Raw genomic sequence first — 15,368 nt, 5'->3', positions numbered from 1 at the left:
CGCTCAAATCGAATGAATACGTCGATTCATTGACCAATACAGCGGAAATTTTGCACAGTTTCGCGCCTCGCCCGGTTCGGCGTCAATAGTTTTCTGAGTGATACTCAGATATGATGCGAGCATGACAGCCGCTCCCGCCGACACCATGACCGCCACCGCCAAAGCCGACCGCGCCGACTCGTCGCGCGCACCCGCCGGCCGCAAATCCCAGCAGCGCGTGCAGGACATCCTGCGCGCCGGCCGTGAAGTGTTCGCCGAAAAAGGTTACGAGCATGCGACGGCCGCCGAGATCGCGCAGCGCGTGGGGGTATCGGAGGCGACGGTGTTCAGCTATTTCCGCGGCAAACGCGAGCTGTGCGCGCGCGTGATCGCCGACTGGTACGACGAAATCATCGCCGCGTTCGAACACGGGATGCCGCGGGAGGCGTCGGTGCAGCAGCAGTTCGCGTTCATCGTGCGCACCCACCTGCGGCTGATGCTCGTGAACGGCACGGGGCTGTGCGCGCTGGTGCTGTCGGAAGGCCGCGCGAAGCAGCATGCGCTGAGCGACGAGCTCACCGCGCTGCAACGCCGCTACACGGCGCCGCTGATGGACGTGCTCGCACGCGGCCAGGCGGCCGGGCAGGTTCGCGCGGATCTGCCGCTGAGCCTGCTGCGCTCGATGGTGTTCGGGCCGATGGAGCACGTGCTGTGGGATGCGATCCTCGGGCACCGCAAGCTCGATACGGAAACGACGGCCACGCAGTTGATCGACATGCTGTGGGCCGCCGTGCAGCCGCCGGCGCCGGAGCAGGCGGCGCTGGTGCGCTTCAGGAACGAAGTCGCGGAAGCGGTGCGGCGGCTGGAAGGCGAAGCATCACGCGGCTGACGGCCAGGGCGGCGCACGCCGCCCTTCTGCGCCATCGCGCCGGGCGCCGCGCCGCTACGAATCCTCGCTCACCCGCAGCGGCGCGCGGCTCTGCTCGTTGTTCAAATGCACGAACTTGCGTAGCAGGCGCATCAGTTCCTGCGAATCGTCCTCGCCCATCCCGTCGAACAGCCCGGCCCGCAACTCCGTCACCGACGGAATCAGGTGGGTGAGCAGCTCGACGCCCGCCGGCGTCAACAGCAGGCGCCGCTGACGCCGCGGCAGCACTTCGCGGACGATCAATCCCTTCGCTTCGAGCCGCACCGCGAGATCGGCCGTGGTCGACGTGTCGAGCGCGACCCGCTGCGCGAGCGTCACCTGATCGAGCCCCGGATTCTCGTACAGCATCCGCAGCACCGCGTACTGCACGGGCGTCACGTCCCGGCCCAGCTTCTCGTAGAACATCGCGACCGCGATCTGGTGCGCGCGCCGGATCAGGTGCCCGGGTTCGTCGTACAGGTCGATCGGGAAAGCCGGCAGGTCGGCGGGAGTCGTTTTTTCCATGAATGAGTCGATGACTTAGGCGGCACGCACCGGTTGCGCGCACCGGCGGCATGGCGCTGCGTCGCGCCATTTCCCGGGAAAACCAGTATACCGCCCGCCTTGCTCCGGCCCATATCGATGAGTACACTGAATCTCATTCAGTACACGGAATGAAGATCGGGCCGCTTCCCCGGCGGCACCGTCCCGAAGGAGACAAGGAACATGTTTCTCAAGAACGCGTGGTACGTGGCGTGCACGCCCGACGAGATCGACGGCAAGCCGCTGGGCCGCAAGATCTGCAACGAATCGATGGTGCTGTACCGCGCGGCGGACGGCCAGGTCGCGGCGCTCGAGGATTTCTGTCCGCACCGCGGCGCGCCGCTGTCGCTCGGGTTCGTGCGCGACGGCGTGCTCGTGTGCGGCTATCACGGGCTCGAAATGGGCTGCAACGGCAAGCCGGCCGGCATGCCGGGCCAGCGGGTCGGCGGGTTTCCGTCGATTCGCAGCTTCCCGGCGGTCGAGCGGTACGGCTTCGTGTGGGTCTGGCCGGGCGATGCGTCCGAAGCCGATCCCGCCAAACTGCCGGCGCTGGCCTGGGCCGAGGACCCGGCCTGGGCGCACGGCGGCGGCCTGTATCACATCCGCTGCGATTACCGGCTGATGATCGACAACCTGATGGACCTCACGCACGAAACCTACGTGCATGCGTCGAGCATCGGCCAGAAGGAGATCGACGAAGCGCCGCCGAAGACCACCAGCCATGGCGACGAAGTCGTCACGAGCCGCTTCATGGAAAACGTGATGCCGCCGCCGTTCTGGCGAATGGCGCTGCGCGGCAACGGGCTCGCCGACGACATCCCGGTCGACCGCTGGCAGATCTGCCGCTTCACGCCGCCGAGCCACGTGATGATCGAAGTAGGCGTCGCGCATGCGGGCCACGGCGGCTACGATGCGCCGCCGAACAAGAAGGCGTCGTCGATCGTGGTCGACTTCATCACGCCCGAGACCGACACGTCGATCTGGTACTTCTGGGGGATGGCGCGCAACTTCCGGCCCGACGACGCCGCGCTGACCGCCGAGATCCGCGAAGGCCAGGGCAAGATCTTCGCGGAGGATCTCGAAATGCTCGAGCGCCAGCAGCGCAATCTCGAGCAATGGCCCGAGCGCACGCTCCTCAAGCTCAACATCGATGCCGGCGGCGTGCTGTCGCGCAAGGTGATCGACCGGCTGCTCGCCGCCGAACACGCGGCGAGCCCGCAGCGGCCCGTGATTCCGGTCGCGCAGGTCAAGGCGGCGTCATGAGCGGCGCGACCTTGACGGTTCGGGTCGCGCGCAAGTGGCAGGAAGCGCGCGACATCTGCGGCTTCGAACTCGTCAGCGATGACGGCTCGCCCTTGCCGCGCTTCGACGCCGGCGCCCATATCGACGTGCATCTGCCGGGCGGGCTCGTGCGCCAGTACTCGCTGTGCAACCATCCGGAGCAACGCGATCGCTACCAGATCGCGGTGCTGCGCGAGGCCGATGGCCGCGGCGGGTCGCGCGCGATTCACGACGAAATCCGGCAAGGCGATACCGTGCGGATTGGCCTGCCGCGCAATCAATTCCCGCTCGCGCCCGACGCGCCGCACCATCTGCTGCTCGCCGGCGGGATCGGTGTCACGCCGATTCTCGCCATGGCGGAACGGCTGTTTTCGGCCGGCATGCCGTTCGACATGCATTACTGCGCGCGTTCGACCGATCGCATGGCCTTCGTCGAGCGGATCAATGCGGCAGGGTTTCACGATCGCGTCCGCTTCCACGTCGACGACGGCGATCCCGCGCAACGCTTCGATCTGGCTGCCGTGCTCGCCGGCGCGCCCGACGGCACGCATCTGTACGTATGCGGCCCGCGCGGCTTCATGGATGCGGTGCTGAACGCCGCGCGCGAGCGCGAGTGGAGCGAAGCCCGGCTGCACTATGAGTTCTTCGGCGGCGCGGTCGTGTCGTCCGGCGCCGACCGCGCATTCCAGGTGCAAATCGCGAGCAGCGGCAAGGTGATCGACGTGCCGGCCGAATGCACGGTGATCGCGGCGCTGGCGGCGAACGGCGTCGACGTGCTGACGTCGTGCGAGCAAGGCGTGTGCGGTACCTGCCTGACTCGCGTGCTCGAAGGCGAGCCCGATCATCGTGATACGTACTTGACCGACGACGAAAAGGCGGCCGGCGACCAGTTCATGCCGTGCTGCTCACGATCGCGCACCGACCTGCTGGTACTCGATCTGTAGATCCGCAGGCGGTAGACGGACCGCCCGACACGCGGCGGCTGACCACCCTACGGGAGACGATCGATGGCCCATCCTGCCCGGCCATCAATCAAGATCGCGCGCGGCGCGTGATCGAGCGGCTGCTGCTGCACCCGAGCCGGCTTGGCCCTCGCACGCCGGCCCGCGCCCATCGCTCGGCTCAATCGGCCAGCCGGCAATGCGCGAGCTTCAACCCCGGCAGCACCGGCGCATCGATATAGCCTTCGTTCACGCAGCTGAACCGGAACGCCGACGACGTGACGAACGGCTTGATCTCGCCGCCGGGGAATTTCGGCTTCAGCGCATCCTGGTCAGGCACGTCGAAATGCGTGTCGAACTGCTCGCCGTCGGCCGTCAGCGCGCCGAAGTACGTGCCGCCCGGGTCGCTGCCCATCCGGATCACGGCGCCGACGAACGTGAGGCGCTTGCCGTCGTACTTCGTCTTCGCGGCGGCCATGTCCTGCGTATAGGCCTCGATCACGGCGCCGTAGTGCGCGTCGATCGCGGGTTCGGCGTTCGAAGCCGCACGGGCGGCCTGCTGAACGCCCGCCAACAGCGCGCAGGCCGCCAGCGCGGCCGCCGTGAACGGCGCGGAAATCTTCTTCATGGGTGGTCTCCCGTCTAGCGTGGTGGTTGAAATGATCGAAGCCCGGCGCGATGCCGATTGAATGCGCTTGCGTCGCTTTAATCGTTCGAATGGCGGTACACGGCTGCGATCACTTCATCGCCCGCACGCGCGTGCGCGGTGCGTGGCGTCGCGCCGAACGCGACGGGACAGGAAGATGACATGGTGCGGCCCCCGGCTCTCTCGTTGAATTTCACTGCGTCTGATTTTGGCCGCTACGGTAGCAGACGGCCGGCAGCCCGGCAACCGAGTACCGCGCATGGCTGGCCGCCCCATTACAATTGAAAACGATTCTCATTACATATATCATGCGCACGCTGATCCCACCGCAACACTGCCACCCGCCACACGATCCTTAGCATTCCTCTTCCTGCATCGATTCATGCCATCCCGTCGAACGCCCTGCCGCGCCCGGACCTTGCATCCGTGGCGCATGCCCCTGCCTGCCCTGCTCACCCTGTGCGTCGCGAGCGGCGCGCATGCGGCCGGCGCCGAACCCGTTGCGCCCGCGCCCGCCGCCGCGCCGGCCGCCGAACACGAACTCCCGGCGATCAGCATCAACGCCTCGGCCGCCGTCGATCCGACGATCGGCTATCAGCCGCGCACGACGAACATCGCGGGCGGCGACGCCCGGGCGCTGAAGGAGATCCCGCAATCGGTCGCGGTGGTCAGCAGCAGCGTGATGCAGGACCAGCAGGCGCGCTCGCTCGACGACGTGCTCGGCAACATCAGCGGCGTCACGCAGACCAACACGCTCGGCGGCACGCGCGACGCGTTCATCAAGCGCGGCTTCGGATCGAACAACGACGGCTCGGTGCTGGTCGACGGCGTGCGCACGCCGGTGCTGCACAGCTATCTCGCGACGATCGATCGCGTCGAAGTACTGAAGGGCCCCGCTTCGCTGCTGTACGGGATGCAGGACCCGGGCGGCGTGATCAACCTCGTCACGCGCAAGCCGGAAGACACGTTCGGCGGCTCGATCTCCGCGTCGCGCACGAACCACGGCGGCAGCAACGCACAGTTCGATCTCACGGGGCCGCTCGGCAAGCCCGGCCAGGTCGCGGGCGGCACGCTCGCCTTCCGGCTGACCGGCGAATACGACACGAGCCGCTACTGGCGCAGCTTCGGCCGCGAACGCAACGCGCTGATCGCGCCCGCGCTGTCGTGGCACGACGCGAACACGTCGATCGACGTCAGCTACCAGTACGTCGACTACACGATGCCGTTCGACCGCGGCACCGTGCTCGTGAACGGCCAGCTCGACGAGGCACTGCGCTATCGCCGCTACGAGGAAGCGTGGTCGCAAAGCAGCGGCATCCAGGAAACGCTGCGCACGCGCATCGAGCACCGCTTCTCCGATGCTTGGCGCGTGCGCGCGACTTACGGTTGGGGCCGCGACCGCTACGATCAGTTCATCACCCGCGCCACCGCGTTCAACAGCAGAACCGGCGCGCTGACGCGCTCGTCCGACGCGAACCTCGGGCGCAACGATTCCGACCAGATCGCGACGCTCGGGCTGCTCGGCAACGTGACGCTCGCGGGCATGCAGCACGCGATCTACGTCGGCGGCGAATACGAGCGGCAGCGCAGCTTCCGCGGCGACACGATCCGCGGCAAGGCGACGACGGGCTTCAATCTCTACGATCCCGTGTATGGCCTGCTCGCGCCGGGCGGCATGGCCAACGCGAAGCAGAGCGATTCGCGCTCGGTCGTGCATGCGTATTCGACGATCGTGCAGGACTCGGTGAAGATCACCGACCGCCTCACCGCGGTAGGCGGGCTGCGCTGGGAAAACTGGCAGCAGGAATCGGGAATGGGCCGGCCGTTCGTGTTCGCCGACCGCTCGCGCGGCAGCGTCTGGCTGCCGCAGTTCGGGCTCGCGTATGCGCTCACGCCGGCGCTCACCGCCTATGCGAACGTGAGCCGCTCGTTCAAGCCGAACGTCGCGTCGAACGTCGCGGCGCCGCTCGCGCCGGAATATGGCCGCGTGCTCGAGGCCGGGCTGAAGTTCAGCCTGAAGCCCGCGATCACGGGCACGCTCGCCGTGTACCAGATCGACAAGCGCAACGTCGCGGTCACGGTCGGCGACCTCACGTCGACGATCGGCACCGCGCGCTCGCGCGGGATCGAGCTCGACGTGGCCGGGCAGATCACGCGCCACCTGAGCGTGATCGGCAGCTATGCGTATACGAACGCGAACGATCGTGACAGCAACACGCCGCTCGTCAACGTCGCGCGCCACACGGGCAGCCTGTTCGCGGTATACGACACGGCCATCGCGAACCTGCCCGGGCGCTGGCGCTTCGGCGGCGGCGCGCGTCTCGTCGGCGCCCGCTCCGGCGACACCGCGAACAGCTTCACGCTGCCCGGCTACGTGAGCGTCGACGCGTTCGCGGCGTACGAAACGACGATCGGCAAGTTTCCGACCCGCTTCCAGCTCAACGTGAAGAACCTGCTCGACAAGACCTACTATCCGTCGAGCAACAGCAACCTGATCGTCGCGGTCGGCGAGCCGCGGCTCGTCACGCTGACGACCACGGTATCGTTCTGACGCCCCGGCGCGCTCACGGACGCCAGCGATACACGACGATGCTCGACCCGTTGTAGTTGTCCTTCGTGATCACGTACTCGCCGGTCGAACGCAGGTACGCGCGCACGCCGTACATCGAGTCGACGTCGTTGCCGACGTCCATCGCCGACGGGTTCGAATTCGTCAGCGTCGTGACGAGCGCGCCGGTGTTCAGGTCGTATATGTCGATGTTCGGCACCGTGTGCACATAGCCGACGAACAGGTAGTGGCCGGCCGCCGCGATCGATTTCGGGTTCGCGCTCGTCAGGTTTATCACCGGGTTCGGCGCGCTCGTGTTGCCGTTCTTCCAGCCGTGATAAACCTCGATGTGCCCGTTCATCGCGGTCCAGTCCCAGTTGCCTGCCAGGCCCTGCGCCAGGATCATCGTGTCGCTGTCGGCCTGATAGATGATGCGCGTGACGGGCGCCACGCTGCTCGGCACGGCCGTCGTCACCGGCTTGCCCCACGACGGCTTGCCGGTCGCGTCGAAGCCCGTCATCGGGTAGCGCGTGATCACGTTGGAGCCGTTCAGGCCGGCCCACACGTCGCCGTTGCCGTCGATGTCGAAACCGGCCGTCACCTGCAGCGTCGTGTTGAACGGCTTGCCGGGCAGCGAACCGGCCGGAATCGCGATGTAGCCGCTCGCGGTGTTGAAGTAGTAGAAGTTGAAGTTGCCCGGGTTCTGGCCCGACGCGACGAGGATCCGGTTGCCGCCAACGCTCACGAGCTGCCCGAAGTGCTGGCCGCGCTGATAGTCGTTCATGTCGAGGCGCGGGTCCTTCGGATAGGTGAACGGGTCGACCGTGTTCGCGACGAACGTGCCGCCCGCGGTGCCCGTATATATGTTGTTGCCGCTGTAGAACAACGTCCCGTCCGTCACCGGATCGGGCGCGGCGATTCCCTCGAAGTTCAGCGCCTGCAACTTCCATTGCAGCGTGCCGACCGGGCTGTACGCATGCAGATCGGTGCTGCCGTTGCGGCCGAGATCCCAGCCGCCGCCCCAGGCGTTGTTCAGCACGTACAGGTTGCCGGCCGCATCCTTGCCGAGCGCCGCGACGCGCGTGAAGCGCTTGTCGCCGACCTGCCCCTTGATGCCCGTGGTCGTATCGAGATAGCCGCCCTGCACGCCGAACGTGCCGACCTGCACCGGCAGCCCGGGCAGCCCGCCGTATAGCTTGATGTTCATGTCGGGCCCTTCGTCGCCCACCATCAACCGGCCCATCGACGCATCGAAGTACAGCGACGCCGGCCGCGCGCCGGCCGCCATCTGGAGCGTGTTCATCGCCGTACCGGTCGGGCTGAACTGCGCGACGACGCCCGCGCTCTTGCGCGCGACCCACAGGTTGCCGGCCGCATCGAGCGCCAGCGCGCCAGGGCCCGTGACGCCGATGTCGCGCTGCCACACGCCATCGGTCGTATAGACGCGCACGCGGTTGCCGTAGAAGTCGCTCACGTACAGCAGGTTGCCGCCCGTCGCGAGGCCCGTGATCACGTCCGCATACTGGATGCCCGTCCACGTGCTGACCGGAATGCGCAGGTCGCGCTGGTTCGTGCTCCGGTTGTAGCGGCCCACCGAGCCGCTGCCGAACGTGCGGTTGTAGCCGAGCGCGACGAACAGCGACGTCGAATTGCCGGTGATCGCGCCGCCATGGAATTCGTCGTGGATGCCGATCGTGCCGAGCAGCTGGCCGTTCTGGTAGATCGCGACGCCGCCCGCGTTCTCGTCCCAGCGCGACGCCGTGTAGATCACGCCTTCGGGCGCGACCCACATCGAGCGCGCGCCGTTACCGACGTGCGAGGCCAGCGTGCCGTACGTGTTCGCGAGCCAGTCGGTCGAGTATTGCGCCTGCGCGTGGCTAGCCGGCGCCCACATCGCCATGCACATGATCAGCAACGCCGCGCGGATTTGTTTCATTGACATGAATAATGCTCCCAGACGAACAATGATCGACACTGTAAATCGCGGCGCATGAAATATTGGTGATTCCGGTAAATCCGCATTCGCCGTTCCCCCGAATTATTCACTTCACGCGTTTTGCCGTACGGCGCTTTTTCGTCAACGATCGCAAAATCTCCGAAACCGCGCCACGACAGCCTGCCAGCCACGCGGTTTCAGCGCATTTCCCGGCATTTTGTTCCGGGTCATTCAATGCGAATACGTCATTTTTTCTGATATGACCGCATTGCATTTTCATTCCCCGGAAGTCACTTTGATTATTACAAATCGAAATCAAAATGAAAGAGAAAAAATATTGTCCGGCGCGATCGGATTTTTGCGATTTCGCGCACGGAAGGCAAAGCGGGAGGGAAAGGGGGAATACGGAGGGGAAAACCGCGCACCGGCCGTACCGGCACGCGGCGGCGATCGTTCAGCTCGCCGGATCGCGCGTCGGGCCGGCCCGGCCGTCGACGTATTTCGGCAGCGCATCGACGACGTCGATCACGCGTGGCCGGTGGAACAGTGCATCGTCGGCTGCGGACGAGCATGCCGACAACGGGGCCCGCATCGGCTGCGAGCCCCGTTGCACGCGCAACGACTGCTGCGTCAGAACTTCTGGCGCAGCCCGAGGCTCACGATCGCCTGCGACCGCGAATCGGACGAATGGCCGTTCGCCTTGTCGGACACCGACGCAGTCGCGGCCACCGGCCGGCCGAGCGCGTCGAGCGTCGTGCCGGACGCATGCTGGTACGCGCCGAGCAGGTACACGCTGGTGCGCTTCGACAGGTCGTAGACCGCGCCGAGCGTGACGTTGTGATACTGCGCGCGGTTGTCGATACCGTCGACGTCGCTGCCGCGCGTGTAGCTGTAGCCCGCGAACAGCTGCGTCTGCGGCTGCACGTTCCAGCGCGTGAACACGCCCGCGACGTTGAACGTCGCATGGCCGCTGAACAACGACTGCGCGCCGCCGCGGTACTGCACGTTGCTGTAGTTCACGCCGACGACGGCCGGGCCGAAGTCGTACGTCGCGCCGGTCGCGATCACCTGCTGCGACTGCGCGCTCGCATAGCCTTCGTTGATCGACGAATTGAACAGCCCGTCGTCGGTGCTCTGCCACTTGCCCGCCGTCGGGTCGGTCGCGCCCTTCTTGCTGTTGTCCGAGCGCTCGTAGCCGACGCCCACACGCAGCGGGCCGGCCGCGTATGCGGCGCCGACGCTCCACGTGTTGCGCTGCTTCATGCTGCCCGGCTGGCCGCCGAAGCCGTACAGCGCGCCGAACGTGAAGCCCGAGTAGTTCGCGCTCGTGTACTTGATCGAGCTGTCGACGCGCGCGGTCTGGTCGAGATCGTCGATGTCGCCCGGGTGCGCGCCGAAGCCGCCGATGAACGACGACGGGCCGACCGGGCTCACGAAATCGTCGAGCGACGTGTACTGGCGGCCGAGCGTGACCGTGCCGTAGCGGTCGCTGCCGACGCCGACGAACGCCTGCCGGCCGAACTGGCGGCCGCCCTGGCCGGACGTGCCGTTGGTGATGTCGAAGCCGTTCTCGAGAACGAACAGCGCGCGCATCCCGCCGCCGAGATCCTCGGAACCCTTGATGCCCCACCGGCTGCCGGACAGGTTGCCGGTCGTGAGCCCGACGCTCGAATGCCCGGTGTACGCGCCCGCCGAGCCGACCCGTTCGTTGCTGCGATAGGTCACGCCCGCATCGACGATGCCGTACAGCGTGACGGAGCTTTGCGCGGCGGCGACACTCGCGAGCGAGAGCAGCAGCGGCGCTGCGATCAGTTGCTTGTTCATCAGTTGCTCCGAGAAACCCCGCCATTGATGGCGGGAAGGAAAGGAATGCTGTTGACAGGCAGCTTCTTCCACGGGTTAGGATCACCGGCATGATTCTTGTCTACCGCTACCGGGTGAAATCGCTCAACGGACTGCTTAACAAGCAGGGCCGCGCGGTGAACTACGTCTGGAACTTCTGCAACGACACGCAGAAGCACGCGCTCAAGTGGAGCAAGAAGTGGCCGACGGGATTCGACCTGAACGTGCTGACGACCGGCAGCAGCAAGGAACTCGGTATTCACTCCGGCACGATCAACGCGACGTGCGAGCAATATGCGAAGTCGCGCAGTCAGTGTCGACGCCCTTATCTGCGCTATCGCGGCAGGAAATCGCTGGGCTGGGTGCCGCTGAAGGGGCGTGACCTGAAGCGCGAGGGCGACGCGTTTCGTTTCGCCGGCAACACGTTTCGCGTGTTCAACAGTCGACCGCTTCCCGAAGGCAAGATCAAGGACGGGAGCAACTTCGCGCAGGACGCGCGTGGTAATTGGTTTCTCAATATCGTGATCGAGATGCCGGATGTTCAGGCTCGCCCGATTCGCTCCGGTGTTGGCATCGATCTCGGCCTGAAAGACTTCGCCACACTTTCGACCGGCGAGAAGCTGCCCAATGACCGGTTCGGTCGACGAGCGGCGGAAAATCTGGCGAAAGCGCAGCGAGCACGAAAGCACAAGCGACATATCGCGAAGCTGCACGCAAAGATCGCCAATGCCCGCGCCGACTTCCAGCACAAGCTCGCGCTCGATCTGGTGCGGCGCTTCGATTACATCGCGGTCGGCAACGTGTCGGCCGCAAAACTCGCCAGAACCAGGATGGCGAAGAGCGTCTACGACGCATCCTGGTCGTCCTTCCGAAACAAACTCCGTTACAAAGCGATGGCGCACGGAGCCACGTTCGAGGAAGTCGACGAAAGCGGTTCGACCCAGTCCTGTTCGGCGTGCGGGTCGAAAGACAGCACGACGCGGCCGAAAGGTATCGCGGGACTGAGAATAAGAGAGTGGGCCTGCAGTAGATGTGGTGTCGAGCATGATCGAGATACCAACGCTGCGTTGAACATTCTCCGATGCGGACGTGCATCGCCAGATGTGGGAATCCTCTCCCTTTAGGGAGAGGGGGACGTCAAGGTTGTATGTCTCCGGGCGGCGAGCCCGTTGTTCTGACGGGCTGTTGCGAGTAGCGCGCGCGCGCCGACATCCACCCGGCGGTGCGAGACCGGCGACGTCCGCGCGCGACGACGCGGCGGGCATGCCCGCTGCGGCCGGTATGGTAGTTGGAACCGGTTCCGTTCCAAAGCGGAATAATGACAACAGTTTCTTGTCAAAATTGAGATAGTCGGAGCGCGGCCATAGCCACGGCTGCCGCGCCTGTACAGCGCGAGGCGACGCGGACGATAATCGGCTGCGCGCTTTCCTCCGGGAGTTCCTTCATGCATGAAACGACCCTGCTGATCTTCGCCGCCGTCGCGTTCGTCGGCATCGCGACACCTGGCCCGACCGTGCTGCTCGCGCTGACCAACGGCTCGCGCTACGGCGTGCGCCGCGCGGCGTTCGGTTTCGCGGGCGCGATGCTGTCCGACTTCGTGCTGATCGTCGCGGTCGCGCTCGGCCTCGGCGCGCTGCTGATGGCGTCGGCGTTCTGGTTCTCGGTCGTGAAGTGGCTCGGCGCCGCGTACCTCGCGTATGTCGGCATCCGGCTGCTGACGTCGAAAGGGGCGCTCGACGTCGTGGTCGCGCAGCGCGGCACGGCCTCCGGACGCAACGCATCGATCTTCGCGAAAAGCTTCCTGACCGCGGTGACGAACCCGAAGGGCTATCTGTTCTTCTCCGCGTTCCTGCCGCAGTTCCTCGATCCGCTGGCGCCGCTCGCGCCGCAGTACGTCGTGCTCGCGGTCACGTTCGCGCTGCTCGACGGCGCGGTGATGTTCGGCTACGCGCTGCTCGGCGCACGCGCGGTGCGGCTGCTGAAGCGCTCGGGCGCGCTGTGGCTCGAACGCACGTGCGGCGCGATGCTGCTCGCGCTCGCCGGTTCGCTGGCGCTGTACCGGCGCCATGCCGCGTAGGCGCCGGGCTCGATGAAAATCGCCACGCCGCCCCGCGCCGGTTTCCCCGGCCTGTCGCTCAGGCAACTCGAACGCGCGGATCTCGACGCGTGGTACGCGTACCTGTCGAACCCCGACGTGTTCCGTCACACGAGCTGGAATCTGCGCTCGCCCGACGATCTGCTGCCGATGTTCGACAACATCGAATCGACCGATCCGGATTCGATCCGGCGTCTCGCGATCGTCGACACCGCGTCGGGCGCGCTCGCCGGGACGATCGGGCTGCATACGGTGTCCACCGTCAACCGCTCGGCGGAGATCGCGTACGACCTTGCGCCGTCGCACTGGGGGCGCGGCATCGCGAGCGCGGTGTGCGACGCCGTCACCGCGTGGGCGTTCACGCACGGCGGCTTCATGCGCATGCAGGCGGTCGTGCTGACCAGCAACGCCGGCTCCGCGCGCGTGCTGCAAAAGTGCGGCTACCGCTACGAGGGGTTGCTGCGCGCCTACAAGATGGTGCGCGGCACGCCGGGCGATTTCGCGATGTACGCACGCCTCGCGACCGACTGACGTGCCCGCCGCGGCATCGCGTGCCGATGCCGTGAAGCGATTGCACGACCCGATTGCACGACCCGCGCCGAATTGGCGACAATCGCCACTCCCCTCATCGACTTGCCGCCATGAAAATCGCCGCGCTCTCCGACATCCACGGCAACCTCGCCGCGCTCGACGCGGTGCTCGACGATGTCCGCCGCCGCGGCGCCGACGTGATCGTCAATCTCGGCGACATCGTGTCCGGCGCACTCCATCCAGCCGAAACGGCCGACCGCCTGATCGCGCTCGACCTGCCGACCATCAAGGGCAATCACGAGCGGCAACTGCTGACGCTCGATCGCGACGCGATGCGGCTGTCCGATCGCTGGGCGCATGACACGCTACGCGCCGACCATCGCGCCTGGATCGCCGCGCTACCCGAACGCCTGACGCTCGACGGCGACGTGCTGATGGTGCACGGCACGCCCGCCAGCGATCTCGTCTATTTCCTCGAAACGGTCACGCCCGACGGCTGCCGCGCGGCGACGCCCGATGAGGTCGCGCAGCGCGCGGGCGATACGGCGGCCTCGCTGATCCTGTGCGGCCACACGCATGTGCCACGTACCGCGAAGCTCGACGACGGCCGGCTGATCGTCAATCCGGGCAGCGTCGGGTTGCAGGCGTATGCGGACGACCTGCCGCATCCGCACCGGATCGAGACGGGCTCGCCGCACGCCCGCTACGCGATGGTGTCGCGCACCGCCGCCGGCTGGAGCGTCGAATTCCATGCGGTCGAATACGACTGGCATACGGCCGCCGCCATCGCGGCGTCGCGCGGCCGCGACGACTGGACCGTCGCGCTGCGCACGGGCCGCTGCTGACGCGCTCGCGCCGCCCTGCCACCCTGCTTCGCCTCAACTACGGAAACATCAACACGCCATGCCCGTTCCGTCGCAACTACTCTTCCTGCCCGGCGCATCGGGCAGCACCGCGTTCTGGCAACCGCTGGCCGGCATGCTCACGCATCCGGCCGAGCGGCGAATCGTCGCCTACCCGGGCTTCGGCGACACGCCGCGCGATCCGGCCGTCGACGATTTCGACGGTCTCGTGCGTCATGTACTGGCAACCGTCGACCGGCCGACCGCCGTGATCGCGCAATCGATGGGCGGCGTGATCGCGATGCGCGCGGCGCTCGACAAGCCGGATCTCGTCACGCATCTCGTGCTGACGGTCACGTCCGGCGGCCTCGACATGGCCGGGCTCGGCGCGCAGGACTGGCGCGCCGGTTTCGCCGAAGCGAACCCGCGGTTGCCGGACTGGTTCATGACGTTTCGTGCGGACCTGTCGCAGGACATCGGCCGTATCGCGCAGCCGACGCTGCTGCTGTGGGGCGACGACGATCCGATCAGCCCGGTCGCGGCCGGCCGGCGCCTGCTCGAATGGCTGCCCGATGCGCGGTTGCACGTCGTGCCGGGCGGCCGACACGATCTCGCGGCCGTGCATGCGCAAGCGCTCGCGCCGCTCGTCGACGCGCATCTGCAACGCGTGTGACGCAGCACCCATCGCACACGTTGCACACGTCGCACGCTTCGACACGCACCCGACACCGCGACGCTCGCGCGCCGCGTCGCATCATCCCGCGTTCCTCAGCGTCAGCCTCGCCTCGAGGCCGCCGCCGTCGGCCCGGTTGTTCAGCGTGAGCGTGCCGCCCATCGCGAGCGCGAGCTGCTTCGCGATCGCAAGCCCGAGCCCCGTGCCGCCCGTCTCGCGGTTACGCGACGTCTCCACGCGCCGGAACGGCTCGAACACCGCGTCGAGCTGATCGTCCGGAATGCCGGGCCCGCGGTCGAGCACCGCGATCACCGCGCCGCCGTCCGGCGCCGCCTGCACGTCGATCTCGGCCGCGCCCGCGAACTTCAGCGCGTTGTCGACCAGGTTGCCGACGATGCGGCGCAGCGCCTTCGGCCGCGTGACGAGCGCGAGCGGCGCGCGGCTGTGCAGCGCGACGTCCTGCCCCGCATCCGTGTAGTCGTACACGATGCTGTCGAGCAGCGCATCGAGATCGATGCGACGCGCGACTTCCTCGGTGCCGTGCAGCGTGCGCGCATACGCAACGCCCTCCTTCACCAGATGCTCCATCTCGAGCAGGTCCTGG

Annotated in this window: 15 protein-coding genes; 9 read left to right on the top strand and 6 right to left on the bottom strand. The window is 66.8% G+C overall.

The window, feature by feature from the left end; translation table 11 throughout:
• The first annotated feature begins 121 nt into the window (after positions 1 to 121).
• Positions 122 to 868 carry a TetR/AcrR family transcriptional regulator gene (locus AP428_RS16045; protein ID WP_011546950.1) on the top strand — a complete coding sequence of 249 codons (747 nt, stop codon included), beginning with the start codon at positions 122 to 124 and terminating at the stop codon, positions 866 to 868.
• A gap of 54 nt (positions 869 to 922) precedes the next feature.
• Here AP428_RS16045 and AP428_RS16040 read toward each other — a convergent pair whose 3' ends face one another.
• A complete protein-coding gene (locus AP428_RS16040) occupies positions 923 to 1,411 on the bottom strand; it encodes a MarR family winged helix-turn-helix transcriptional regulator (protein WP_006480545.1) in 489 nt (162 codons plus the stop codon).
• A gap of 201 nt (positions 1,412 to 1,612) precedes the next feature.
• On the opposite strand from AP428_RS16040, the gene AP428_RS16035 reads away from it, so the two are divergent.
• The gene (locus AP428_RS16035; protein WP_011546949.1) at positions 1,613 to 2,692 is read left to right on the top strand and encodes an aromatic ring-hydroxylating dioxygenase subunit alpha; all 1,080 of its coding nucleotides are present in this window, start codon (positions 1,613 to 1,615) and stop codon (positions 2,690 to 2,692) included.
• Positions 2,689 to 3,654 (top strand): PDR/VanB family oxidoreductase, encoded by a 966-nt coding sequence (locus AP428_RS16030; protein ID WP_011546948.1) that lies wholly within the window; start codon positions 2,689 to 2,691, stop codon positions 3,652 to 3,654. The genes AP428_RS16035 and AP428_RS16030 overlap by 4 nt, the downstream gene beginning before the upstream one ends.
• 178 nt (positions 3,655 to 3,832) lie before the next feature.
• On the opposite strand, the gene AP428_RS16025 is transcribed toward AP428_RS16030, so the two are convergent.
• The gene (locus tag AP428_RS16025; protein WP_011546947.1) at positions 3,833 to 4,279 is read right to left on the bottom strand and encodes a hypothetical protein; all 447 of its coding nucleotides are present in this window, start codon (positions 4,277 to 4,279) and stop codon (positions 3,833 to 3,835) included.
• A 400-nt stretch (positions 4,280 to 4,679) separates the two neighbouring features.
• Between AP428_RS16025 and AP428_RS16020 the strand changes: the two genes are divergently transcribed.
• Entirely contained in the window at positions 4,680 to 6,848 is a 2,169-nt protein-coding gene (locus tag AP428_RS16020; RefSeq protein ID WP_011546946.1) for a TonB-dependent siderophore receptor, read from the top strand.
• Positions 6,849 to 6,861: 13 nt separating this feature from the next.
• Here AP428_RS16020 and AP428_RS16015 read toward each other — a convergent pair whose 3' ends face one another.
• From AP428_RS16015 to AP428_RS16010, 3 genes are all read right to left on the bottom strand, one after another.
• A complete protein-coding gene (locus AP428_RS16015; protein ID WP_011546945.1) occupies positions 6,862 to 8,787 on the bottom strand; it encodes a hypothetical protein in 1,926 nt (641 codons plus the stop codon).
• Between the two features lie 448 nt (positions 8,788 to 9,235).
• On the bottom strand, positions 9,236 to 9,394 hold the full coding sequence (locus AP428_RS37430) for a hypothetical protein (protein WP_226292368.1): 159 nt from the start codon (positions 9,392 to 9,394) through the stop codon (positions 9,236 to 9,238).
• Positions 9,395 to 9,411: 17 nt separating this feature from the next.
• Complete coding sequence (locus tag AP428_RS16010; RefSeq protein WP_041489351.1) at positions 9,412 to 10,605, bottom strand: porin; 1,194 nt, start codon at positions 10,603 to 10,605, stop codon at positions 9,412 to 9,414.
• 89 nt (positions 10,606 to 10,694) lie between these two features.
• Here AP428_RS16010 and AP428_RS16005 point away from each other — a divergent pair, with 89 nt between their 5' ends.
• The 5 genes from AP428_RS16005 (at position 10,695) to AP428_RS15985 (ending at position 14,764) form a co-directional block, all read left to right on the top strand.
• Positions 10,695 to 11,747: an RNA-guided endonuclease TnpB family protein gene (locus AP428_RS16005; protein WP_011546943.1), complete on the top strand. Its 1,053-nt coding sequence runs from the start codon at positions 10,695 to 10,697 to the stop codon at positions 11,745 to 11,747.
• A gap of 320 nt (positions 11,748 to 12,067) precedes the next feature.
• The gene (locus tag AP428_RS16000; RefSeq protein ID WP_011546942.1) at positions 12,068 to 12,700 is read left to right on the top strand and encodes a LysE family translocator; all 633 of its coding nucleotides are present in this window, start codon (positions 12,068 to 12,070) and stop codon (positions 12,698 to 12,700) included.
• Positions 12,701 to 12,712: 12 nt separating this feature from the next.
• On the top strand, positions 12,713 to 13,249 hold the full coding sequence (locus AP428_RS15995; RefSeq protein ID WP_011546941.1) for a GNAT family N-acetyltransferase: 537 nt from the start codon (positions 12,713 to 12,715) through the stop codon (positions 13,247 to 13,249).
• A 110-nt stretch (positions 13,250 to 13,359) separates the two neighbouring features.
• On the top strand, positions 13,360 to 14,094 hold the full coding sequence (locus tag AP428_RS15990) for a metallophosphoesterase (RefSeq protein WP_011546940.1): 735 nt from the start codon (positions 13,360 to 13,362) through the stop codon (positions 14,092 to 14,094).
• A gap of 58 nt (positions 14,095 to 14,152) precedes the next feature.
• The gene (locus AP428_RS15985; protein ID WP_011546939.1) at positions 14,153 to 14,764 is read left to right on the top strand and encodes an alpha/beta fold hydrolase; all 612 of its coding nucleotides are present in this window, start codon (positions 14,153 to 14,155) and stop codon (positions 14,762 to 14,764) included.
• Positions 14,765 to 14,845: 81 nt separating this feature from the next.
• Here the strand turns inward: AP428_RS15985 and AP428_RS15980 are convergent.
• The coding region (locus AP428_RS15980) for a cell wall metabolism sensor histidine kinase WalK (protein ID WP_197285600.1) at positions 14,846 to 15,368 on the bottom strand (523 nt) is incomplete at its 5' end.

This window comes from Burkholderia sp. E168m22 (assembly GCF_001319805.1).
Taxonomy (GTDB): domain Bacteria; phylum Pseudomonadota; class Gammaproteobacteria; order Burkholderiales; family Burkholderiaceae; genus Burkholderia; species Burkholderia orbicola.
Note: the sequence above shows the minus strand (reverse complement) of the source record. Positions and strands in the feature narration are given on the sequence as shown.